Consider the following 23458-nt stretch of genomic DNA (forward strand, 5'->3'; position numbering starts at 1 on the left):
GATAGGGGGATGGGGGGATGTTGATATTACTCCCTCATCTTCCCCTGCTCCCCCTGCTCCCCTGCTCCCCTGCTCAAAAGCTCCCCTGCTTTCCCCCAGTCGTCGCGCTAAAGCTTCCAAGGGACGTGCGCCAGGACGCAAACTTTTAATCAACCAAGAATCACTACCAGGCAGTTGTTTACCTAGGCGTAGTTGGGCAATTAATCCCGCTTGCACAACGGAAGATTTACCACTACCAGAAGCACCCACCACAGCAAGAAATGACTTGTGAGCTAACTGAGCAATCAACTGCTGAGTTAAGGATTCTCTACCGTAGAAATACTGAGCATCTTCTTCATTAAAAGCTTTTAATCCACGGTAGGGGCAAATTCTTAAATCCAACGCTGCTGTTTTGTGACTGCGTACACCAGCGATCGCAGGTATGATTTCAATTACTCCTTGTGTACCTGATAGCCAACTATAAAGTGGTGGAGATAGCAGAATTTGTGTTTGTGCTGCTAAGTAGACTTGTAATTGACTAATCCAAGCAGCTACTGATAAGCCATCAGGTTGACAGCCAGCTTTCAAAGTGTTAATCAAAGCTTGGGCAAATAGTTCTGGATTGTCTTTTGCAAAAGCTGCGGCGATAATACACTGTCCTTTTTCGGAGCCTAGTTGCAAATCTTCAACCCATTCTTGTAGAGGCGTACAGCTGTACGCCCCTACTTGCGCCCCTACAGGACAATCTAAGATAATAATCTGTTGGGTAATCTGAGAACGGCGTAACTGTTGTCTTAACCAAGAACGACTCAGCCAGATATCATCTAACAAAACTAATGCCGCTTCTCCAGATGGAGTTTCTTCAAGCCGTCCGCGCAGATATAACAATACTGTTGCTGGTTCTTCAGGATTGTGTCGTAGTGGTTGACTAGCAACACGCAGACATTGTTTGATAGTTTCGCGGATTTCTCTAGCGGTCGTGGTTCCAGAGCGGGGTAAATATTCCAACTCAAATACACCTGCACCAGCCAAAACTTTACTGAAATCTAGTGCTGTTTGAGAGTTGCTAATTCCCTCTATTACTAATGCTGTTCTGGGAGGGAGTGATTGAGCGATCGCAGGTATTGCACCTAAAATTAATTCTCCAATTCCTTCTACAATTCGTTTAGGGGTTTGGAGTGGATATTCACTATAGAGTTGGATATCACCTTTACCTCTTTTTTGTTGATTAATTAATCGTAATTGTTGATTGGTTTTATCAATATATTGTAGTGTTTGGTGATAAACATAGCGATAAAGTCCATCAGCAGAAATTACACCTTGAGTATCTGCGGCGTCACCACGTAACCCCCGCATCAAATAATAAGTAAATACCCCATGTCCCAATTCAGGAAACTCCCAAGATTGCTGGTCTGTATCGCAGGAAAGCAAAGCATAAAAACCTTTGCTTTTAGCAGCGCGTTGTTGCAATACTTCTACTAATTGCGGTGTGGGATTTAATAAATCTCCAGAACTTCTTAGGGTCATTCCACCACTATGACAAGCATCCAGCCAAACTAATTGATTTTGTACCCCACTATTACCCAGGAGTTGCAATAATTCCTTGACAGCTAAACCTGTATTTTGCAAATTATCTTTCTGGGTATCTGCTAAACACAAAAATGCTTGCTGAGTACTTGGCTGAAGCATTCCATGTCCAGAAAAATAAAATAGAATTGTGTCTGATGGTTGAGCAGCATTAGTTATTTGTTGTAAATTATTACGAACAGTATCTAGAAGTGGTAATTGATCTGCAAAATCGTGAAAAATTTTGATTTCTTTTTGTGTAAATAGCTCTTGTGTTGCGCTTGTTAAGGCTTCTGCTAATACCTGACAATCAACTGCTGAGTAACGTAGACAAGGAAGTTGCTCATTTAGGTATTGATTCACACCCACTAGTAGTAACCAAAGTTTGGGGCTAATTGTTGGTTGAGTTTGAGTTGATTGACTGGTAGCAAGACCGCGTGGCATTTTATTTAAGGTTATTCAGGAGACTTATCTTGAAAAGTTGACATAATTCATTATGTTTATTGGTTTGCTTTTATGCGCTAAATATCAATAAAATTATATTTTTATTAAATAATCGGTATTTTTGATTGTAAAAGATAATTAAATTTTATATTGTAGTGACGTGACACAGCTAAAATAGAGTATAAAATCTACCTGTTGTGGTGTGGGTATCTTACCGCAACGGACGGGCGAGACGCCCATCCTACAAGAAAATCTTAATTTACCAATATTAAAGCGACGCGAGGAGAATTAAATATATGTTAGGTTTCGACCGCATTACATTTGACCCACGCATTATGGCTGGGCAAGCTTGTATTCGTGGGATGCGAGTTCCGGTTTCATTAATTTTGAATTTGGTCGCCAACGACAAAACTGTCGCTGAAATCATAGAAGATTATCCATATTTGGAACCAGAAGATATTCAGCAATCATTGATGTATGCAGCATGGTTGGCACGAGAACAAGTTTTTCCCATAGTTGGTGAGCAAGCCGGATGAAATTTTTAGCAGATATGGGCATCTCACCACGTACTGTAAATTAGCTAAAGACTGCTGGTTATGATGCAGTACATTTGGTTGATGAAGGTCTAGAAAGATTAGCTGATGATCAAATTTTATTGAAAGCTCGGTTTGAAGGGCGAATTTTATTAACAGTAGATTTGGATTTTGGTTACTTATTAGCAGTAAGTGGAGCCACATTACCAAGTGTAATTCTGTTTAGATTGGGGAATGAAAGTTACGAAATCATCAATGGACGTTTAGCCGAAGTTTTGAATCGGTTTGAGCCAGATTTAATAGCAGGTGCGATTATCTCTGTCAGTGATCGCGATTTTCTAGTAAGACAATTGCTAATATAAGAGCAAGCAACAAGTAAGAAACATCGGCTCTCTTAAATTTGTAGTTGGCGCAATGTAAGCGTTAAGAGTGCCAATGCTGCTCCCCTTTCTTGCCCGGTTGAAGCAGGGGAGAACGTATTATCTATAGTTCAAGAATGGGGAAACATCCTCAAGCCCGACAAGAATGGCAAAACTTCTTAAATCTCAAAAAGGAAAATGCCTTCACTGCAGATTGATGTTTAAATTAGTACTTAAAAATTACTTTATAAATGAACTTTAAGTTCTGATTAATCTAGAAGCAATTCATGAATTGCCTCTACAAATATCGCATTTTCATCATTGCAAGCGATCGCCTAAGTTCAACTTCTAGATTATTAATTTTTATAAACTATCGGGATCAATATTCAATTCCCGTAGTTTTGCTGCTAAACGTTCGGCGCGTTGCTTTTCTTGTTCGGCGCGTTGTGCTTCTTGTTCGGCGCGTTGTGCTTCTTGTTCGGCGCGTTGTGCTTCTTGTTCGGCGCGTTGTGCTTCTTGTTCGGCGCGTTGTGCTTCTTGTTCGGCGCGTTGTGCTTCTTGTTCGGCGCGTTGCGCTTCCCATTCTGCCATTTGTTCAGGTGTAGGAATTAGAGTTCCTTCCGCAGTAAAATAGCGCAACTGATTTTCATGAACACCCAGATACAAACTTAGTTGCTGACTCCACAATAATCCTTGGGGATTAGCTTCTATAGATTCATATCTACCACCCATTAAGATAAACCCAGCAAATTCTAAATTCTTGGGATCAAACCAAAAATATTCTGGGGTGCGAAAGATATCTTGATAAATTTGTTTTTTTAAGCCTTTGTCTATTGCTGCTGTTGAAGGAGAAAGCAGTTCTATAATCAAATTTGGATATTTACCGTCTTCTTCCCAAACAACCCAACTGTCACGGTGTTTGTGTTCAGTATCTAACACCACAAAAAAATCTGGGCCTCGGAAGTCTTCTGACTTGCGCTGGCGCGGACTATAATTAATGGTAAGATTACCACCAACAAAAAAATTGTTAACTTTGTTGTGGTCTCGCCACCACCACTCCAGGCATTTGATCAACAGCAGCATTTGCTGCAAATGTAAAGATGTTTCCAATGGCGGTTCGTCACTATATAGATCCCCTTGAGGAAATATTACATCATCTTTGGCGACGGACATGGCTACAAGTTTGAGTTTTATATAAGTCTAGCGTAGCAGTTGGAATAAGAGCCTAGTTTATGTACAAAACTGAAACATAAACTTTTCCGTAACAGTGCATAGATGTTCATTTAAATGAGATAATGTTAGCTGAGCGATCGCTTCTGGTACACCACCATAAAAAGCTTGAGCAATAGCACCTGTCATACAAGCAATGGTGTCACTGTCACCGCCAATTGACACTGCATTGCGGATAGCATCTTCAAAATCGGTAGATTCTAGAAAGGCGATGATTGCCTGGGGTACAGAACCTTGACAGCTAGAATCATATTGGTAGGTAGGTCGGATTTGGTTGAGGGTTTGCCTCAAGTCATAGCCAAAGGTAGCCTGAATATAGGACTTAATACCAACTTTATCCTCGCCTAGACGTGCTAAAAAAATGGCTGCTGCTATTGCTTGAGCGCCCTTGATGCCTTCAGGATGGCTATGGGTAACTTCTGCACTACGCTGGGCTTCCCGTAACACAGTATCTAAATCATTGAAGGCAAAGCCAATGGGACTGACTCGCATGGCTGCACCGTTACCATAACTTTTGTATGGTTCGTTGCTGTTAGATTTTGCCCATTCTCTAAAGTTACGCCCGTAACCAGCATAAGCATAACGACGGTAATACCACTGGAATTGCTCAGTGTATTTACTAGTGTACACGAATTTATTAGCGTTCAAAATCACATCTGCGACTGCGACCGTCAGCACTGTGTCATCAGTGAAGCGACATTCTCTGTTGAACAGAGGGAAATCCTTTATTTTGAAATTTTTTCCCTCATATACCGAACCAATTATGTCACCTGCGATCGCTCCAAGCATACTTATCTTCTGACTGTAATATTTATTGTTTTTCTAGGCGTACTACTGCGTTATAATCTGGGACACCTTCAAGCGATCGCTTCGTTTTATCTAATAGTACATTGCCTTCGGGCCAATGTATCTGCAAATTTCCTGATTGAATTGGTGCAATATATACTTGTCCCTTAAACTCGCCCAACTCATTCTTCAGAATTACCGCATCTCCATCTTTTAACCCCAAACTTGCTGCATCAGAGGGATTGATCAACACCGCCTCGCGCACAGCCCCAGTAATTGCATCTTTGCGTTCCTGCACCATACTATTAAACTGTTTACCTCGGCGCGTTGCTACTAAAAAACAATTCTCTGGTAATTCTGTTTGCGGTGGTGACAGTGGAGTAAAGTGTGCTTTCCCGTCGGGTGTGGGGAAGTTCCAGCCAAAGCATAAATGTGACCCGCCATACTGAAACTGATCTCCTGCTTGCTGTAAGTGTTGAATACCAGCGTATTGCGGGACGACTTGGGCAATTTCTTGGCGGATGGCGGCTGTATCAGCAAAAGTCAAGTTATCTGCTAAATCTGGTCGCACCCGCCTTGCCAATTCCAGAAATACTTCCCACTCTGGACGTGCTTCTCCAATACGGGGCCCTGGAATTTCCGGACTAAAAATTACTCGCCGTTCGGTGTTCGTTTCTGTCACCCCTCCCGGTATTTCGTAGCGAGTAGTCGCAGGTAACAGCACCACTGTATCAGCAGGTTCCACCAACATTTGACTGGAAAGGACAATATCTATATGTACCCGCAACGGTATATTTTTTAAAGCATCTTCTACATAATCTGGTTCTGGGAGAACTTCGAGGAAATTCCCACCTACAGAGAATAATACATCTAAGTTTCCTTGATATGCTGCATCAATCATTTCTGGAGCAATTAAACCCTTAGTTGCAGGGACTTCAAAACCCCAAAGTTTACTTAACTGGGCAGCATTTTCTGAGTTGATAGGCTTACCACCAGGAAAGACGGTGGCATAACATCCCATCTCTGCACCACCTTGTACCCCAGAGTGACCGCGAATTGGCATTAAACCGCAGCCTTCACGACCAACAAAACCTTTGGTAAGAGCTAGATTGATGATACTGCGGACATTATCTTCGCCACACTCATGTTGAGTAATTCCCATACTCCAGACAAATACAGCTTTGCTGGCTTCGCCGACCATTTTGGCAAAGGCGTACATTTCATCGCGGGATGCACCAGAAAGCCGTTCTAATTCTTCCCAAGATTGGTTTTCTAGTAATGCCTTGAGTTCTGCAAAGCCAGTGGTGTAGCGATCGATAAATGACTGGTCTACCCAGTCGTTAGCAATCATATGCTTAATCGTACCATTCAAAAATGCCATATCTCCACCCATGTTTACCAAAAAGAAGTCTTCGGCAAACTTGGTACCAAAAAGGGCACTTTCTACAATTGAGGGCACCCAATACCGTTCCATTCCTGGCTCACGGTAAGTATTAATCACTACAATCTTCGTGTCAGCTTTTTTAGCATAGTGGAGATACTTAACGGTGACAGGCTGATTGTTAGCAACATTAGAGCCGATGAACACCAACAAATCAGTACCAATCCAGTCTTTATAAGAACAAGTAGTAGCGGCTGCACCAAGGGAACTCTTTAGCCCCGCTGTGCTAGGAGAATGGCAAATACGGGCAGCATTATCAATATTATTGCATCCGATTGCCCGCACAGCTTTTTGGGTAGCGTAGTAAGTTTCGTTGACAGTGCCGCGACTGGTAACATAGAAACTGAGGCGGTCTGGTGTAGTAGCGCGGATACGACTAGCAATTACCTCTAAAGCCTGATCCCAGCTAACACGGCGAAAACCTTTTTCTCCTCGTTGACGCATCATCGGATAGGGAAGCCTTCCCAAGTCCCGTAATTGGGCGCTTTTGTGCTTTTGCAACCCAGAGACATCTTCTAGCAAAACAGGGTCAAAAGCTGGCATAGTATTCATCCGCAACAACCGCAGCCGGACATTGCACAGATGGATGCCATCTAACGTCCAATCTTTCATCCCAGTAGTTCCCAACGCGCAACCGTCGCATACACCTTGATTTAGGATGTTCCACGCATAAGGCAGTTGGTCGCGGGACAACCAGATAGCCCGAATAACTTCCCAATAGTTATTCGGGTACTGTTCGCCAATGCCAAAGGGCTTCCAGCTTGCCCAGTGCTGAGGAGTCCAATTATTCTTGGGTTTCGGTAACATAATGATATGTGGAAATGATTAGACCACCACTCTAAGGCTATCGTTTTGAGTAGAAATTTAGTAGTAAATTAATAGGAAATTCGTAGTCAAACTATAAACTATTTTAAATTTAACTTAATCTTTTTTTAAACGAAACTTTTCCCTGTGAAAATCTACCACACAGACCTAAAAAGCTTGTATTGAAAGCAATACAGCCTTTTGCTTTATTACTTGTATCACGGCTCAATAGCAAAATGCTTGAACTTCACGTTTTTGGTAAAAAGCCTTATGCTGCTACCTCGCTTACATAATCTCTACATTTGTAGACAAGGTAGCAGCCTGGGATAGCGAAGCGCTGAGCGCAATTTCTAGGCAAGCCAACCAAAGCGCAATACGGTTCAGTTAAGGTCAAAACTATTTGTAAAAGTCAATTTTTTTTAACGAACCGCTAAGGACGCCAAGGACACAAAGAGAAGAAAGAAATGCTTAATTGAACTGTATTGAACCAAAGCGTCAACCCTGGCCCTTTTGTTAGTAGACCCGCAGAAGTTTAGCCAAATGATTGCAATTCCCCCGGATTGTATGGAATGGATGGGGTGACGTTGGGGTTGTGCGATCGCTAGCAATCAAGAGTGGGGCATCGCTAACTCTAGTCAGGAACTGCGATCGCCTCACCGCCAAGTTTTGCTGAAAAACTGGTGCTGATGTGGCATTTTCTCACAATTAAAATGCTGTGAAAAAAAAGATTAGGGTTAAATTTAACAGAAAATATAAACAGATATTTCTATTTAGTAAAAGATAAATAATTGTTCATAAATGCTGGGTTCAAGGCTGAATAAGATACAGCAAGTATTTCATTAAAGACTTTAGATTTCTTTAAGCTTAACCACTTTCAATCTGCCGATGACGAAACTTATTGGCATTACTCAATCAGCACCAACAGATTGGAACTTGCCAACTCTGGGGTGGATATTTTTTAGTGCGATCGCCTTTGTCGGAATTTCTGCGGCTGTATTTGGTAAATGGGTGGAAAAACAAGGCCCGCGCAAAGCGATGTTTGTTGCAGCGCTGTGCTTTAGCGGTGGCTTCTTCATTTCTGCGATGGGAGTATATTTACATCAAATTGTGCTGGTTTATCTTGGTTACGGTGTATTGGGCGGGATTGGGTTAGGTATTGGCTACATCTGTTTGGTATCAACGTTAATCAAGTGGTTTCCTGACCGTCCAGGGATGGCAACAGGGATGGCAATTATGGGATTTGGTGGCAGTGTATCTTAGGGTACTGACTTTTTCAGCTTATCTAAACTTTCAAGCCTGTTTCGATTTACCCAACGATTGATAACTTCTTTGTTGGGTCTGTACACCTTGATTTGTACTTGCTTTGAGCCTAGCTTGACTATTTCGGCAGGAATTCTTTGAACATCGGCAGAATCTGCACGAGGCTTGTAAAGCCAAGTGACTTTTTGTCCAACTTCAAAGTAGTCAGCATTGCTAATCAAGTCAGGAGGTCTTTCTGCCCAAGATGGGCAGGCAATTACTAAGTTGACTAAAAACATTAAGACCACTAGAACAATTTGGAAAAGTTTCATGAATACTACACCTGTCTTGGTCTGACTTTTATCGACCAATCAGCTTCTCAACAATTTTGTTATTGTCTACATTTGGTTGGTCAAGGGTAAAAGTTGCTCGTCGGAAGTTTCTTGAAGGAATTTACTATTAGTTTGGACGTGGAGTCCTGGCAATACACTTACTGTAACGTCTGAAAAACGATAGAAGCAAATATTCTTTATTTTTAAAACAATAAAAAAAAATAATGAATAAGTCTAAATCAGTATCCGAAGAAGAAAAGATGCAATTTTGACCATTAAAGCGATACCCTGAGACTATATAGCAGGGTTAGATAGGCGATCGCATGGTCAAAACTGGTGCAAACTCTTGGTATATTTTTCTTGTAAACCAGCACTAATGTCATCTCTTCATGATTTCTTGAATGAAATCATGTGATTTATACTGTTGCATCAACAGTTTAAGTGCTTGATGCTATATTAAGTTACTTAAAAATAAAGCCTACACGGGCACGAAAAAGGTGATTTTTAGTCTATTTATGATGAAGGGTGTGATTCACAACTTTATCAAAAACGATTTCAGAAAGTAGGAGAAAATGAATTTACCCCCGGAAAGTGAAGAACTTTTTGGGTAAAGTTACCACTAATTCTTCAAACGGGGGTAAAATTTTTTTCTACAAAGACCAAATATATCAAGGAGGAAAATGAATCATGAATAAAAAATGGGCTGTTAAGCGACTGACCGTAAATCTCACATCAAGCGAGGTGGAGAAGCTTGAACAATATTGCTCAAAAACAGGAAGACCTGCAACCGATACAATTAGGGAGTTAATCCGGTCTCTTCCAGTTGACACGTCTTCAGCAGTAATTCCGAAACCAGCGGTCGGGGAAACTTAACCACTATGGTGTTTCTCTAAGCCTGTTGGTAAAGAATCCGGGTAATCAGGTAGTTTGCGAATCAGTTCGTGAATCACATCAGTTTCGGTTTTTCTTGTCTGATTACAGTGTTTTTCCAGCCTTTCGGCTTCATCTAATTCTAAGTCAAGATGAATTTGCTGAATGGTTAAACTTTTACTCATGTGATACCAACAATGTAGAAATTATACTTGGATATTACCAACTTTGTACGGTGTTTTGGACAAAGGCTTGAGATAGAGAGATTCTATCTCAAACTTTTGTTAAGGTTTTCTCAGATGTAGTCATCGCATCCTACTCTGAATTTATGGATTATTAAGCTAGATATTTGCAAATTTGCGAATATCTTTACCAGTGAAGATATTGATTTTGAAGAGGAACTTAAGCTTTTTTGTCTTTTGCTGTTCATTGGTATCAAGTACAAGGATTAGCACAAGCAAATAGCTTGATAATACTCTCAAATAATACAATATATTAATTACTGGGAAAACAAAACAGCTGATCTCAATCCAATTGCCGTATATCCAACATAAGTAGACTTTTTGCAAAAGGCACTTTTGCAGTTTTGTAGGGAAAGGACAAAAGTGAAGGGTAAAAGCAAAATTCCACTTTTTTCACCCTTCCCCCTTGCCCTTTTCTCGACTAATGCCACCAAGTCTCTGGCAATATTAGAGCTAGTGTGACCTTGGTTGCAGTTGCTAGGGTTGGTAAGCGATCGCAGCAATGCCAAAGTGACAACAGTTAAATTATCCTGATTGAAGTTGATGATTGATGACTGTGAACTGCGTCAGTCCTGCTTGTCTTTCACCTGAGATTTGCATCAAACAATAAATTAGCCAATAACACAAAACCTTTGACTGCTTCTGCCAAAACTCTGAAACTACTGTTTGTTTCCACTCCCGTTGGCCCTTTAGGTAGTGGACTCGGTGGCGGTGTGGAATTGACTTTGTATAACATCGCCCAAGAAATGATTAGGCGAGGTCATCAACTGCAAATTGTTGCTCCTTTTGGTTCCACTTGGAATGATATGCCCTTGGTGCAAATTCCTGGCAATTTACAAATCATTGCTCAAAGTCAAGAACGCACAGCCCCAGTTACCATGCCAGAAAACTCGCTGCTGGCGAATATGTGGGATTATGCTCGTCAGGTTCAGGCTGACTATGACTTGATTGTGAATTTTGCTTACGATTGGTTACCATTCTACCTCACACCTTTTTTCCATCAAGCGATCGCTCACTTAGTGAGTATGGGTTCACTGAGTAACGCCCAAGACCAAATTATCAAGCAACTAGCAAAGCAGTTTCCTGATACGATTGGCTTCCATACTCAAACCCAAGCTGACACTTTTGCTTTGGAACAGCAGTGTCCGATTCTCAGTAATGGTATTGATGTCTCACTGTATGATTTTTGCAGCCAACCAAAACAACAGTTGGCTTGGGTAGGTAGAATTGCCCCAGAAAAAGGTTTAGAGGATGCGGTAGCAGCATCACAAAGCACAAACATTCCCCTAAAGATTATGGGTAAAATCCAGGATGAATCATACTGGCAACAAATTCAACAAAATTACCCAAATGCACCTTGGGAATATTTAGGATTTTTATCAACCCATGAAATGCAACAGGTAATGCGTGAGTGTCAGGCATTACTAATGACACCTCGTTGGGTAGAAGCTTTTGGCAATGTCGCAATTGAAAGCCTAGCTTGCGGAGTACCGGTGATTTCCTATCGTCGGGGTGGGCCTGCGGAAATTATTCAAGATGGCAAAACAGGCTTTTTGGTAGAACCGGATAGTGTTCCTGGCTTGATCGATGCGATCGCACGTCTATTTCAAATCGACCGTAAAACCTGTCGCCAGCAAGCCCAAACAGAATTTTCTCTCTTGGCGCTGGGCGATCGCTTTGAAAACTGGTTCTACAAGATTCTAGATATTCATGGATGAGTAATTGATAACTGGTAATAACTAGTGGTAAAAAATAATTACTAACATCATGTCCGTTTAAATACTGCTGATATTTGTGGAGGTCGGTAATTGGTAATTGGGAATTGGTAATTGGATTTTACTATTAGTCATCACATCTTACCCATTACCCATTACCCATTACCAGGCAAACCGACTATATCGTAAGTAATTAGCCGAACTTGATATAAATCCTGACTTGTTTAATTCATGCAATCCAAAATCTTACCCCCGCCTCTGCAACCTGGTGACTTGCTGCGAGTCATTGCCCCTAGTGGTGCTTTGCGAGAATTTGAGGCGTTGGGACAGAGTGTGAGAATTTGGCGATCGCGTGGTTATCAAGTAGAAATCTTCCCTAAGATAGATGACAAATGGGGATATTTAGCAGGTAAAGATGAAAACCGCACTCAGCAACTAGCAGCAGCATGGCAAGACCCAGATTGTCGTGGTATCCTTTGCGTTAGAGGCGGTTTCGGCAGCACCCGCATTTTGGAAAATTGGAATTGGCAGACAAACTCAACATCTCCAAAATGGCTAATTGGTTTTTCAGACATCACTGCTTTGTTATGGAGTCTTTACACCGCGGGGATTTCCAGCGTTCATGCTCCCGTGTTGACTACCTTGGTAGATGAGCCAGATTGGTCAACGCAACGATTATTCGATTTGGTGGAAGGTCGCCCTTTAACTCCTCTCAAAGGTTGCGGTTGGGGCGGTGGGATTGCTCGTGGCATGTTATTACCAGGTAATCTCACGGTAGCCACCCATCTTTTAGCTACACCCATACTACCGAATTTAGATGGTGTAATTCTGGCTTTGGAGGATGTCACAGAAGCACCATACCGTATTGACAGAATGCTAACGCAGTGGCGTTTAAGTGGCGCTTTGCAAAAACTGCGAGGTATTGCTTTAGGAAGCTTTTATCGATGCGAAGCGCCACAGAACATTCCCAGTTTTACTGTAGGGGAAGTTTTGCGCGATCGCTTGGGTGATTTGGGTATTCCTATCGTCTCTGATTTGCCCTTTGGTCATGATATCCCCAATGCCGCCTTACCAGTGGGTGTCCAGGTGACATTAGATGCAGATCAGGGAATATTGGATTTCAGCTAATAGTAGCTTAGGAAACAGAGGAGCAAAAGGGGAAGAATTGGTTAAAAGAAATCGTCAACAGGAGTACGAAGGTATTGCTGTTAATGAATAAATGGTATATCTATAAAGAACGAAAGACTGGCAGGATAGGACGTGAAGCAGATTGTTTTTTGCGACTTTGACGGCACTATCACAGTTGAGGAAACATTTGTTGCGGTTTTCAAAAAATTTTCACCTGAACTTTCTGCCCAATTACTGCCTGAAATGTATGCACGACGGGTGACACTGCAAGAAGGAGTCAGGAAAATCTTGGAATCAATTCCATCTTCAAGCTATGGCGAAATTTTGGAATTTACTCAACCCCAAGCAATGCGCCCAGGATTTTTAGAACTGTTAGATTTTCTGGAGTTTCACAAAGTTCCTTTAGTCGTAGTTTCTGGAGGACTACGGGGAATGGTGGAAGTTGTCCTAGATAGTTTAGTTGAGCGGGTTCATGGCATCTATGCTATTGATGTGGATACCAGTGGTTCTTATCTAAAAGTACACTCTGATTATGAGGGTGGTACAGAAATGGTGGCGAAAGTGCAGGTGATGGCACAGTATCCAGCTGAGCAAAAAATTGCGATCGGCGATTCCCTCACTGACCTCAATATGGCCCTTGAAGCTTCTGTAGTGTTTGCTCGTTCAAGCCTAGCTAAATATTTAAATGAATACCAAAAACCCTACATTCCCTGGAATGATTTCTTGGAAGTGCGTAACCATCTAGCTCAGTTATGGCAGTAATTATAAACTAATGCACATTTAACTTGCATATTGTTTATTTTCGAGAAAAAGCGTCAATCCTTCTCTCCTGCACCCCTGCACCCCTGCTTGATGCCATGACCAGCCACACTCCAAGCGATCGCCGTCTTGAACTCATCGCAACTGCTCGTCATTTTTACCAACAAGGTTGGATGGTGGGAACTGCGGGCAATCTTTCAGCACGTTTACCTGATGGTAGTTTCTGGATTACAGCTAGTGGTCGGTCTAAAGGAGAATTGTTACTCAGTGACTTTGTTCGCATTTATCCAGATGGAAAAGAGGAGTCGTCAGCAGATTTAAAACCATCGGCTGAAACTGCTATTCACCAAGTACTTTATACCCTCTTTCCCCAAGCACAAGCTTGTTACCACGTCCATTCAATTGAGGCAAATTTGGTTTCTCGCTTTGTTGTGGGAGATTCTTTACCCTTACCGCCCTTGGAGATGCTCAAAGGTTTGGGAATTTGGCAAGAGAATCCTTGTTGCGTGCTTCCCATCTTTGCCAATCATTTACAAGTCTCCCGCATTGCAACTGAGATTCAAGAACGTTTTACAATTAACTTGCCCCAAGTGCCAGCTTTACTCATCCGTGACCACGGCGTTACAGTTTGGGCATCCTCTTGCGAAACAGCTCGTAACTACATCGAGTTGGTAGAATACATCTTCCGCTATATGGTAGCTGCCCGTGGCATCTGGGGGGATGAGGGGAATAACAACTGACAACTGACCACTGACAACTGACAAATGACAAACCAAACCATTCGTGTAGTAGCCCGTGTAATTGCTTTACCTGAAAAAGTAGAAGAACTTAAAGCTGTACTGTTGGAACTCATTGAGCCAACCCTACAGGAAGCAGGTGCAATTAAGTATGAACTTTTGCAAAACCAGTCTGACCCCACAGATTTTACTTTTGTGGAAGAATGGAGTTCTAATGAAGCCCTTAATGCTCATCTTCAATCACCTCATCTCCAAGCCGGAGCTGCTAAACTCGAAGGTTTAGTGGCTGCTGCACCGGACATCGGCCGCTATCATCTTGTGCTGTAGTGCAAAATTTACAGGCGTTGGCAAACTGAAGTACTTACCTTGTGTTGGGGAGCAGTAAAATCTCCAGATTGAAGCGATCGCTCCAGAATTGATGTAGCAATCTGAAGTATCTTAATCCTCAGAGATTAATCGAAATTCAACAGATGCAACATCCATGTGCCAATTATTGGGAATGAATTGCAATGTTCCAACAGATATTTGCTTTTCTTTTGAAGGCTTTTCTGCACGAGGAGGAAAAACTGATCATCATAGTGATGGTTGGGGCATTGCTTTCTTTGAAGGAAAGGGATGTCGCCTATTTTTAGATGAAAAACCCTCTATTACTTCTCCCATCGCAGAGTTGGTGCGATGCTATCCCATCCACTCTACTCATGTGATTGCTCATATCCGCAAAGCTACTCAAGGCGAAGTCGCCCTACACAACTGCCATCCTTTCCGCAGAGAACTATGGGGAAGGTATTGGGTATTTGCCCACAACGGTAATTTACCAGATTTTGTTCCTGAAAATATGGGTTTCTATCAAGCTGTGGGTGACACCGATAGTGAAAAAGCATTCTGTATGATCCTAGAAACTCTGCGAGAACACTTTCCTGACGGTAAGCCTCCCCTAGAAAAACTGTATTCTGTCCTGCGTAAAGTTACTGATAAATTAGCAGCAAAAGGAATTTTTAACTACTTACTTTCCGATGGAGAAGACTTTTTTGCCTATTGCTCAACCAAACTCAGCTACATTGTACGTCAAGCACCCTTTGCTGCTGCCCATTTGATCGACCAAGACATGACTGTAGATTTTCGAGAAGTGACTACTGAACGCGATCGCGTCGCTGTGATTGCCACTACGCCTCTGACTGACAACGAAGTTTGGACGCAGATTGAACCAGGAGAACTACTAGTGTTTCAAGATGGTTTGCCTCTGAAATATGCATCTAGTTAAGAAATAGTGTAGGTTGGCTAAAATTTTTTCATCCAACCTACCCTTTCTTCTCTTCAGCTAAAATCTCATAATGTTTTGAATTCAATTAAAGTTTACAGATTCTTGTGATAACCATCACAAAATGGAGCATTATTAGTGTATTTGCACTGACAAATAGCAACAGATTTCTTCTCAGTAATCTCGAATTTAACTGGTTTAAATTCAGTCCCTTTGTGAGCGCCATTGCAGAAGGGTTGATTGCTAGAGTACCCGCAGCTACACCATAGATATGTGCCAGGTTCCAGTTCCATTACTATTGGTTTTTTATCAATGATCACACGTTCTTTTGCTTGCTCATTGACCAAATTTGTTTCGCTCATTCTATTTTCCTTGTTAATATCTTATTGATGAGAAAGTTTTTTCGTGTGTGGAATAATATCGTCAATATGAGTAGCGTTAAAGCCACAAATAGACATCTGCTAATCATTTTTTTGCTTACATCAATAATTGTTTACTTTTTTTTAATTTTGGAGTAGAGAAGATCGATAAATTAAGGATAATTTTAAGAATATAGATTACCCGGATTTCTCACAAAGAGATAAAAAAGGGGGTCAAAAACTGCGAAAATGTATATTTAGCAAGCATTTCAGTAGTTGTAAAGCATAACCTCTATAACAACGCCCTATATACCAAAACAGTTCAGATTTGAACAGCCAAAGTCAGTCCCAGTGGTAGTTACTTTTAAGGGTGGACGGGTAACATCGGATGCAGGTTTAAGCTTGATTGCTGAAATAGATAGAAAACTGCAAATCACCTCACAGTACCGAAAGTCACATCGAATAAATTGATTTTTTATTGTTTGTGAGAAATAGGGGTTTTAACTGGTCGCGCCCAGAATTCTGCAATTTCAGCAAGCGCAAGTTAAAAACGGCATTTGCTTTTCCAGCAAAATAACCATCAATAATTCTCGTTTTACCCCTCTCTAACCCTACCCCCTGAAATCCCTCCTTAGTAAGCTATGCATAACCTACATCTTTCTTTACAATCTTGAAACCCTGGCTTTAGCTTCAAACAAATGTATGAACAAAATCTTACTAGGACGTAAATTGATTATTGTTGCGGCTATTCTCACGATCATTGTGCCGATTGGTGTGGATGGTTTTCTACTTGCCAAGGCACACATGGCAAATCCACTTTGGTTACCACATGCGAAATTACACTGTGCCATGTCCTTCTTTGCAGCAATCAGTCTTGGGGTGAGTTCTCTTGCTGTACTCATGACCCGTCCAGTGATTGACCGCACGAATGCAGCGATCGCTACCTTTCTTTCAACTACTTTCTGGCTAGGTCTAGTTTTTGCAGGTATTTTGCCAGGTACATCTTACGGCTTTCTCAATGATCCCAACCTCACCAATCTGAAGCCACCGATTGTATTCGGGATACCTATTGAACTCAACTTAGCTACGGCAATCCTCAGTATTATTGTTGGTTGGTTCGGTTTTACACTAATTTTTCAAGGAGTTGAACAACATAAAAAAACCAGACTACGCTCAGGGGTTGCCAAAAAATAAACCATCCAACTTTTGAGCAAGAGTTGGAAAAGCTGCTGTCGCCAGCCAGAGCGCTAGCCAGAGCGATCGCATCTCAATTACTCTTGATCACAAGCAACGAACTTTTGGCCTATCACAGTAATCACGTCAGTAGGAGAGGCAAAAAGCGAGGACACTGCGCCCTTGGTGGTTCCCACGGCAGTGCGGTCTTGGGGGTCTCCTCCAAGACCGCACTGCCTCCCCGTTGTCGCAAGTGTCCGGGCGTGGATGTTCCTCCCGCTTTATTGCCTGTGTTATGCCGTAGGAATCACGCACCACCCCAGATACAAGGGTACGTTAAGAGGCTTTGTCCATAACGCACCCTTGTATCTGGGAAGAATTGGTTAGGGCTAGGTTCGGTCGAACAAATGTTAAATTTGTTCCTAACATCAGGATCTTCTCTGGTCAAAAGTTTTTTGAAAGTCAAAGCTGTACTCAAATCTCAATTTAAGATCAAAAATGCTTCCAGATGTTGAAATAGTCTTGCCTCTAGCAAACATAGACAAAGCCCATAATTTAGGTCAAAAAGAGCAAATACGCGTTAAAATTGTGCTGCAAGTCGTCGATTAATGCTGATTTCATCTTTTTGCTTTCACTTTAATCAAAAAATTAGGTTAAATATACTCATTCGGTTGCGGTATATTTTGCCTCTACAAAACCAGTACTTGCTGACATTCAAAATACGAAAAAAATTGGTATTTCAGCCTTGAATCTCATGATGCGAACCTTAAACATGCGTTTGAATCTGATCAGTGGGATGAGTATCCTTTATTTGATTGTCCTAGGTGTTCCTGCTTTAGCTGAAATATCAGAACCTACGAACATCGGGCTTGAAGGAACTGTCACTAACGATAGTATTTCTCCTACCATCTCTACGACTTCTAAAGCAACCGAAACAACAATCACACCAAGTGCAACTCAACTGTCCCAGCTAGCCCCAGTCAGTTATTCTCAAAATCAGGCCGCTTTTTTGACTACTGCTAACAACCAGTCTGTGTTTGACATAACGACAACGCCTACTGATGAAACTGACAGTTTACTACTTCCTTTTACTCTTGTTCAAAATGCCCAAACAAACACAGATAGTGATGCCCCAATGGCACAAGTCACTTCTGTGTCTCAACTAAAAGATGTACAACCAACAGATTGGGCTTTTAATGCGTTACAGTCTTTAGTTGAACGATATGGTTGCATTGCAGGGTATCCAGATAATCTCTACAGAGGCAATCGAGCCTTGACAAGATATGAGTTTGCAGCCGGATTAAATGCTTGTTTAGAGCGAGTCAACGAACTAATTGCCACGGCAACTTCTGACTTAGTTAAAACAGAAGATTTAGCCACAATTAAGCGCCTGCAAGAAGAATTTGCGGCAGAATTAGCTACGCTGCGGGGTCGTATAGATACTTTAGAAGCCCGTACCGCAGAATTAGAGGCAAATCAGTTCTCCACAACCACCAAGCTCAGTGGTCAAGTAATTATAGCAGTGAATTCAGGAGGATTTAGTGGAGAACGCATCATCGACCCCACAGGTAAAGAAATTGCTAGTTCTGACCCAAATACTACAGTGGTTTATCGAGCTGCTATAGACTTAGACACAAGCTTTTTTGGCACAGACCAGTTAAAAATCCGTCTTGATACAGGCAACAATAATGGTATCAATAATACGCCAGGATTCTTAGAGCCGAACTTTGGTAGTGTTCTAGACTTTTCAATTAAACCACCCACTAATAGCAACCTTGGTGTGTCACGGCTATACTACACTTTTAAGCCATTCCAAGATTTCACGGTGTCTGTGGGGCCTGAAATTCGTACTACAGATTATGTAGACTACAACAGCTACGCTTACCTGAGCTTTCGAGACTTTAGCACTTTCGCATTTATAAATAACCAACTTCTTTTCCCTGTCAACGGCCCAAGCGCAGGTGCTGCAATTGATTGGAAGCCAGGAGGAGGAGCATTGACAGTAAGGGCTTTGTATGCGGCAGCAGAAGCAAACAATCCAGGTAGCAATGGATTTGTCAGAGGTGTAGCGCCATTCACTCGGTTGTTGTATCCTGCTGGTGGTGGCCAACTAGGTTTATTTGGCGACACATATCAAGGTACTGTTGAACTAGAGTATGCGCCATCGAAAGTTTTTGCTATACGCCTTCAATACAGTAATGGAGAATTATTCAATAACCACTATGACGTGTTTGGCGCAAATTTTGAGTTAACTTTTTCACCGAAACTAGCCATATTTGGTCGCTATGGCTATGGTAATTACGATAACACTAGCTTTGGTGACATCAAACCTAACTACTGGATGGCAGGAGTGGCTTTCCCTGACTTGTTTTCCCGTGGTGCTTTAGCTGGTATTGCAGTTGGTCAACCTTTTATTGCTAGTGAAATTGGTAATAACACTCAAACCAACTTTGAAGGATTCTACAACTTTAGAGTCAGTGACAACATCCAAGTTACTCCTTTGATTCAGGTAATTACTAATTCTTCCAACCAGGATGCCAATGGTACAATCGTTACAGGTACTCTCAGAACAGTCTTTTCTTTCTAGTTGCAGTAGAACTATCGTTTTTTAATCATTCCCAGGTCGAGTTATAGGAAAGTGCTGAGTGCTGAATAGAAATCCAGCACTCAGCACTTTACCATATGATTATTTCCAGACTTATACTACCAATTTGAAAAAAGAATACTACAGATAGATTGACTAAACTAACATGAGTCTCCGTTGGAGACTCACGTTAAACCAAGACGCACAAAGCGATTTACAACAATCCCGAATCCCAAATCCCAAATCTCAAATAGTATTATTTTTTGGCACTCCTATGAACAGCCTTAACTTCAGTAATAAAATGTAGATCTTTGCTGGTAAAGACAAGTTTAAAATGAAACAATAATAACGATATCAATTTTATTCTTGAATGCCAGATACCACAGTAAAACACAGAGGCGAAAATTTAACTTTTTATTTTATTTTCGCCTTTTCTATCTGACTCAATTTTGATTCTCTTTTTTGGTTTTTAAGCTCATCAAATAAAATCCTTGTGTTCACCTAGTTAATACTAATTGGACATCATTAAATATCAAATGCCAAAGAGAGAAACTCACTGATTACAAGGCTTTTACTTCCTACCTCTTACTTAACATGAAAACTTGTTAAGGCTTGGATGCCTTTAGAGACTTCCAAGTCAATAACTATTCTATCGCTCTTAGCAAGCTGGAGTCTTTGCACTCCAAGCAAATGGAATAATTTAACGTCAGTTTGATGAACCTCTTTCCCCCCAACCCCACTATCGTGGGGGCCCCTAAGCCCCCCAAGCTTCCTCGCCTAAAAGGCGAGGGAAGAGAAACGAAAAAATCACGGTTTTACTCCCCTCTCCTTGTAAGGGAGAGGCCGGGGGAGAAGTCAAAACAGCACTTGTCGAACTCACGCTAATTTAATTTTTGGAAGTCCTTTAATGAAATTGCAGAATAAATTTGGCTTCATCCCTGAGAATATCTTCTTCCTAGTCAAGGCGCAATTAGCAAAAGCTTAAGGAGACCAAATCATGACCGTTTCGGAAACTATAACGAACCCTTTACAAGCATTGCAAAATTATGGACAGTCCATATGGCTAGACTATATCCGGCGTAGCCTGATTACTAGTGGTGAACTGCAACGCCTAATTGATGAAGATGGGGTACGAGGAGTCACATCTAACCCAGCAATTTTTCAGAAAGCCATTGCAGGTAGTATTGACTACGATGATGCTATTAAGGCAATTGAGGATAGTCACGATCAAGATGCGATTTCGCTCTATGAACAGTTAGCAATTGAAGACATCCAAGCCACAGCGGATATCTTACAACCTATTTACCAACAAACCAACAGACAAGATGGTTACGTCAGCCTGGAAGTCTCACCCTATTTAGCTCACGACACCGAGCAAACTATTTCAGAAGGACATCGGCTTTGGCAAGCGATAAAAAGACCCAACCTGATGATTAAGGTTCCTGGTACACCTGCTGGTATCCCTGCCATTCAACAACTGATCAGCGATCGCATCAATGTCAATGTGACACTGCTGTTCTCTCAAGAAGTTTATGAACAAGTTGCGAATGCTTACATTGCAGGGTTAGAGGCACTTGCTGCTACTGGTGGAGATGTCAGTCAAGTCAATAGTGTTGCCAGTTTCTTCATTAGCCGGATTGATACTGCCATTGATCATCTGATCATGACTCGGCTGAAAACAATCAGCAACAAGGATGAGCGGGAATTACTAGAGGAGATACTAGGGAAAATAGCGATCGCCAACGCCAAGCTAACTTATCAGCGCTACCAAGAGATTTATCAAAGCGATCGCTGGAAAAAACTAGCTCGATTGGGCGCTAAACCCCAACGACTTCTATGGGCAAGTACAGCTACTAAAAATCCCCTATACAGCGATGTTTTGTATGTGGAAGAACTAATTGGTCAAAACACCGTCAATACAATTCCACCTACAACTTTGGCAGCTTTTGCCGACCACGGACAGCCTCGCCCTAGTTTGTTAGAGAACCTTGATGTTGCTGAGGAGATGATGCTGAAACTCGAAAGAGCAGGTATTTCCTTCAAAAGCATCACAGACAAATTGTTAGTTGAAGGATTGGATTTATTTTCCGATGCCTTTGATCAATTGTTGGGTGCAGTAGAGAAAAAGCGAGAAATAGTTTTAGGGGCAAAACTTGACTCCTTGTCCTACAAACTGCCAGAAGACCTCAATACTAGCGTTCAAGCGTACCTAGAAGACTGGCGCGTTAATGGCAAAATCCGCAGACTGTGGTCGCATGACGCTTCTTTGTGGACAGGCGCGGATGAAAATCGCTGGTTAGGTTGGCTTGGGATTACTGAAGATCAGTTAGCGCAGATTGATCACCTCAAACAGCTAGCACAAGAAGTTAAGGACTTGCGCTTCTCTCACGTTGTGCTGCTTGGTATGGGTGGGTCGTCACTCTGCCCAGAAGTGATGAAGCTGACTTTTGGTAAAATAGCAGGTTATCCAGAACTGTTGGTACTAGATTCAACCGACCCTGCTCAGATTCAGACACTGTTAAATCAAATCAACCTGACCACAACTTTATTTATTGTCTCTAGTAAGTCTGGCAGCACCCTAGAACCAAACATTTTCAAGCAATATTTCTTTGATCAGGTGCAGCAAATTCTGGGGGCAGAATCGGCAGGAAACCGTTTCATTGCCATCACAGACCCTGGTTCTCATCTGCAACACATTGCAGAGGGTGACGACTTCCGTCATATCTTCTTTGGTGTACCTAGTATTGGTGGTCGCTATTCTGCCTTATCTAACTTTGGGATGGTGCCAGCTGCGGCAATGGGTGTTGATGTTGCCAAATTTTTAGACTTTGCTGAAGAGATGGTACATTCCTGCGCTCCTTCGGTTCCAGCAAAGGATAATCCTGGTGTGGTTCTTGGAACCATTCTAGGTGTATTGGCAAACCAAGGACGAGATAAAGTAACCCTGATTACCTCGCCCTTGATTGCAGATTTGGGTGCATGGCTAGAGCAATTGCTAGCAGAGTCTACAGGTAAAGATAACTTGGGATTGATTCCAATAGACCGCGAACCATTAGGAGAACCAAAAGTATACGGCAGCGATCGCTTGTTTGTATATATTCGTCTCGAATCTGACCCTGATCCAACTCAAGATGCTGCCTTTGCTGCCCTAGAACAGGCAGGACAGCCCACCGTCCGTATTTCTGTTGCTCATCCATACCAACTAGGACAAGAGTTTTTCCGTTGGCAGATTGCAACTGCGGTTGCTGGGTCAATTATTGGCATCAATGCCTTTAACCAACCTGATGTAGAAGCTAGCAAAATCGCTACTCGTCAATTGACCACTGAGTATGAAAAAACAGGAGCATTGCCAGCGGAAACACCAATTTTCACAGAAGCAGGCATTAAGTTATTCACCGACCCCAAAAATGCAGTATTCCTAACAGAAGCAACGGGGCCCGACCAATCTTTAGTTGGTTATTTACGCGCTCATCTAAATCGACTCCAACTTGGAGATTACTTTGCATTGCTAGCTTATATCGAAATGAACGAATCCCACCAAGAGCAATTGCAAGTGATTCGGCAGTTAGTTCGTGATTCAAAGCAAGTTGCAACTTGTTTGGGCTTCGGGCCGCGCTTTTTACACTCCACAGGACAGGCATACAAAGGTGGGCCCAACACTGGCGTTTTTCTGCAAATTACTTGTGATGATGCCGTTGATTTACCTGTAACTGGTCACAGATACAGCTTTGGAGTTGTCAAAGCAGCCCAAGCAAGGGGTGATTTCCAGGTATTGGCAGAGCGAAATCGCCGAGTTCTCAGATTACATTTGGGTAAAGATGTGCAAGCAGGTTTAGAACTACTACAGAAAGTTATTAAGCAAGTTTTGGTCTAAGTTGCGGGGTATACAGGGATTCTACTTTATCAGTATTTCCCTGTGT

At 42.0% G+C, this 23458-nt stretch carries 19 protein-coding genes and 2 pseudogenes; 14 read left to right on the forward strand and 7 right to left on the reverse strand.

Features of this window, described 5'->3' with window-relative positions:
* A partial coding sequence (locus I8748_RS12635; RefSeq protein WP_198124932.1) for a caspase family protein occupies positions 1 to 1989 on the reverse strand: 1989 nt, incomplete at its 3' end.
* Positions 1990 to 2285: 296 nt separating this feature from the next.
* Here I8748_RS12635 and I8748_RS12640 point away from each other — a divergent pair.
* Positions 2286 to 2525 (forward strand): DUF433 domain-containing protein, encoded by a 240-nt coding sequence (locus I8748_RS12640; RefSeq protein ID WP_198124933.1) that lies wholly within the window; start codon positions 2286 to 2288, stop codon positions 2523 to 2525.
* A gap of 56 nt (positions 2526 to 2581) precedes the next feature.
* Positions 2582 to 2884 (forward strand): annotated as a pseudogene (locus tag I8748_RS12645) (DUF5615 family PIN-like protein); the annotation flags it as partial.
* Positions 2885 to 3244: 360 nt separating this feature from the next.
* Here the strand turns inward: I8748_RS12645 and I8748_RS12650 are convergent.
* The 3 genes from I8748_RS12650 to I8748_RS12660 are packed head-to-tail and all read right to left on the reverse strand — an operon-like array spanning position 3245 to position 7145.
* A complete protein-coding gene (locus I8748_RS12650) occupies positions 3245 to 4054 on the reverse strand; it encodes a Uma2 family endonuclease (RefSeq protein WP_198124934.1) in 810 nt (269 codons plus the stop codon).
* A gap of 57 nt (positions 4055 to 4111) precedes the next feature.
* On the reverse strand, positions 4112 to 4900 hold the full coding sequence (locus tag I8748_RS12655) for an ADP-ribosylglycohydrolase family protein (RefSeq protein ID WP_198124935.1): 789 nt from the start codon (positions 4898 to 4900) through the stop codon (positions 4112 to 4114).
* A gap of 22 nt (positions 4901 to 4922) precedes the next feature.
* Entirely contained in the window at positions 4923 to 7145 is a 2223-nt protein-coding gene (locus I8748_RS12660; protein ID WP_198124936.1) for an FdhF/YdeP family oxidoreductase, read from the reverse strand.
* Positions 7146 to 8027: 882 nt separating this feature from the next.
* Between I8748_RS12660 and I8748_RS12665 the strand changes: the two genes are divergently transcribed.
* Entirely contained in the window at positions 8028 to 8402 is a 375-nt protein-coding gene (locus I8748_RS12665; protein WP_198124937.1) for an MFS transporter, read from the forward strand.
* Here I8748_RS12665 and I8748_RS12670 read toward each other — a convergent pair.
* On the reverse strand, positions 8399 to 8713 hold the full coding sequence (locus I8748_RS12670) for a hypothetical protein (protein WP_198124938.1): 315 nt from the start codon (positions 8711 to 8713) through the stop codon (positions 8399 to 8401). The two genes, I8748_RS12665 and I8748_RS12670, sit on opposite strands and share 4 nt — an antisense overlap.
* Positions 8714 to 9400: 687 nt before the next feature.
* On the opposite strand from I8748_RS12670, the gene I8748_RS35060 reads away from it, so the two are divergent.
* Positions 9401 to 9586, forward strand: coding sequence for a ribbon-helix-helix domain-containing protein (locus I8748_RS35060; protein ID WP_225896399.1), 186 nt, complete (start codon positions 9401 to 9403; stop codon positions 9584 to 9586).
* Here the strand turns inward: I8748_RS35060 and I8748_RS12675 are convergent.
* A complete protein-coding gene (locus tag I8748_RS12675; RefSeq protein WP_198124939.1) occupies positions 9583 to 9768 on the reverse strand; it encodes a CopG family transcriptional regulator in 186 nt (61 codons plus the stop codon). The two genes, I8748_RS35060 and I8748_RS12675, sit on opposite strands and share 4 nt — an antisense overlap.
* A gap of 689 nt (positions 9769 to 10457) precedes the next feature.
* Between I8748_RS12675 and I8748_RS12680 the strand changes: the two genes are divergently transcribed.
* The 6 genes from I8748_RS12680 (at position 10458) to I8748_RS12705 (ending at position 15425) form a co-directional block, all read left to right on the forward strand.
* Entirely contained in the window at positions 10458 to 11543 is a 1086-nt protein-coding gene (locus tag I8748_RS12680; RefSeq protein ID WP_198124940.1) for a glycosyltransferase family 4 protein, read from the forward strand.
* 228 nt (positions 11544 to 11771) lie between these two features.
* Positions 11772 to 12668, forward strand: coding sequence for a S66 peptidase family protein (locus tag I8748_RS12685; RefSeq protein ID WP_198124941.1), 897 nt, complete (start codon positions 11772 to 11774; stop codon positions 12666 to 12668).
* A 132-nt stretch (positions 12669 to 12800) separates the two neighbouring features.
* Positions 12801 to 13430 (forward strand): HAD-IB family phosphatase, encoded by a 630-nt coding sequence (locus I8748_RS12690; protein WP_198124942.1) that lies wholly within the window; start codon positions 12801 to 12803, stop codon positions 13428 to 13430.
* 95 nt (positions 13431 to 13525) lie between these two features.
* Positions 13526 to 14167, forward strand: a complete 642-nt coding sequence (mtnB, locus tag I8748_RS12695) for a methylthioribulose 1-phosphate dehydratase (RefSeq protein ID WP_198124943.1) — start codon at positions 13526 to 13528, stop codon at positions 14165 to 14167.
* Positions 14168 to 14191: 24 nt separating this feature from the next.
* Positions 14192 to 14491 (forward strand): putative quinol monooxygenase, encoded by a 300-nt coding sequence (locus I8748_RS12700; protein WP_198124944.1) that lies wholly within the window; start codon positions 14192 to 14194, stop codon positions 14489 to 14491.
* A 154-nt stretch (positions 14492 to 14645) separates the two neighbouring features.
* A complete protein-coding gene (locus tag I8748_RS12705; protein WP_198124945.1) occupies positions 14646 to 15425 on the forward strand; it encodes a class II glutamine amidotransferase in 780 nt (259 codons plus the stop codon).
* A gap of 92 nt (positions 15426 to 15517) precedes the next feature.
* Here I8748_RS12705 and I8748_RS12710 read toward each other — a convergent pair whose 3' ends face one another.
* Positions 15518 to 15784 carry a CDGSH iron-sulfur domain-containing protein gene (locus I8748_RS12710; protein ID WP_198124946.1) on the reverse strand — a complete coding sequence of 89 codons (267 nt, stop codon included), beginning with the start codon at positions 15782 to 15784 and terminating at the stop codon, positions 15518 to 15520.
* A 282-nt stretch (positions 15785 to 16066) separates the two neighbouring features.
* On the opposite strand from I8748_RS12710, the pseudogene I8748_RS36445 reads away from it, so the two are divergent.
* From I8748_RS36445 to I8748_RS12730, 4 genes and pseudogenes are all read left to right on the forward strand, one after another.
* A pseudogene (locus I8748_RS36445) lies at positions 16067 to 16249 on the forward strand (IS1380 family transposase); the annotation flags it as partial.
* A gap of 234 nt (positions 16250 to 16483) precedes the next feature.
* Positions 16484 to 16975: a hypothetical protein gene (locus I8748_RS12720; RefSeq protein WP_198124947.1), complete on the forward strand. Its 492-nt coding sequence runs from the start codon at positions 16484 to 16486 to the stop codon at positions 16973 to 16975.
* A 775-nt stretch (positions 16976 to 17750) separates the two neighbouring features.
* The gene (locus I8748_RS12725) at positions 17751 to 19541 is read left to right on the forward strand and encodes an iron uptake porin (RefSeq protein WP_225896400.1); all 1791 of its coding nucleotides are present in this window, start codon (positions 17751 to 17753) and stop codon (positions 19539 to 19541) included.
* Between the two features lie 994 nt (positions 19542 to 20535).
* On the forward strand, positions 20536 to 23412 hold the full coding sequence (locus tag I8748_RS12730) for a bifunctional transaldolase/phosoglucose isomerase (RefSeq protein WP_198124948.1): 2877 nt from the start codon (positions 20536 to 20538) through the stop codon (positions 23410 to 23412).
* Positions 23413 to 23458 lie beyond the last annotated feature (46 nt).

Source organism: Amazonocrinis nigriterrae CENA67 (assembly GCF_016056305.1).
Taxonomy (GTDB): Bacteria; Cyanobacteriota; Cyanobacteriia; order Cyanobacteriales; family Nostocaceae; genus Amazonocrinis; species Amazonocrinis nigriterrae.

Bases quoted from the DNA above. Each gene is read 5' to 3' on its own strand.
- I8748_RS12650 (WP_198124934.1), bottom strand. From the start codon at position 4,054: ATGTCCGTCGCCAAAGATGATGTAATATTTCCTCAAGGGGATCTATAT.
- I8748_RS12720 (WP_198124947.1), top strand. From the start codon at position 16,484: ATGAACAAAATCTTACTAGGACGTAAATTGATTATTGTTGCGGCTATT.
- I8748_RS12700 (WP_198124944.1), top strand. From the start codon at position 14,192: ATGACAAACCAAACCATTCGTGTAGTAGCCCGTGTAATTGCTTTACCT.
- I8748_RS12710 (WP_198124946.1), bottom strand. From the start codon at position 15,784: ATGAGCGAAACAAATTTGGTCAATGAGCAAGCAAAAGAACGTGTGATC.
- I8748_RS12665 (WP_198124937.1), top strand. From the start codon at position 8,028: ATGACGAAACTTATTGGCATTACTCAATCAGCACCAACAGATTGGAAC.
- I8748_RS12725 (WP_225896400.1), top strand. From the start codon at position 17,751: ATGAGTATCCTTTATTTGATTGTCCTAGGTGTTCCTGCTTTAGCTGAA.
- I8748_RS12660 (WP_198124936.1), bottom strand. From the start codon at position 7,145: ATGTTACCGAAACCCAAGAATAATTGGACTCCTCAGCACTGGGCAAGC.
- I8748_RS12730 (WP_198124948.1), top strand. From the start codon at position 20,536: ATGACCGTTTCGGAAACTATAACGAACCCTTTACAAGCATTGCAAAAT.
- I8748_RS12675 (WP_198124939.1), bottom strand. From the start codon at position 9,768: ATGAGTAAAAGTTTAACCATTCAGCAAATTCATCTTGACTTAGAATTA.
- I8748_RS35060 (WP_225896399.1), top strand. From the start codon at position 9,401: ATGAATAAAAAATGGGCTGTTAAGCGACTGACCGTAAATCTCACATCA.
- mtnB (WP_198124943.1), top strand. From the start codon at position 13,526: ATGACCAGCCACACTCCAAGCGATCGCCGTCTTGAACTCATCGCAACT.
- I8748_RS12655 (WP_198124935.1), bottom strand. From the start codon at position 4,900: ATGCTTGGAGCGATCGCAGGTGACATAATTGGTTCGGTATATGAGGGA.
- I8748_RS12705 (WP_198124945.1), top strand. From the start codon at position 14,646: ATGTGCCAATTATTGGGAATGAATTGCAATGTTCCAACAGATATTTGC.
- I8748_RS12685 (WP_198124941.1), top strand. From the start codon at position 11,772: ATGCAATCCAAAATCTTACCCCCGCCTCTGCAACCTGGTGACTTGCTG.
- I8748_RS12670 (WP_198124938.1), bottom strand. From the start codon at position 8,713: ATGAAACTTTTCCAAATTGTTCTAGTGGTCTTAATGTTTTTAGTCAAC.
- I8748_RS12640 (WP_198124933.1), top strand. From the start codon at position 2,286: ATGTTAGGTTTCGACCGCATTACATTTGACCCACGCATTATGGCTGGG.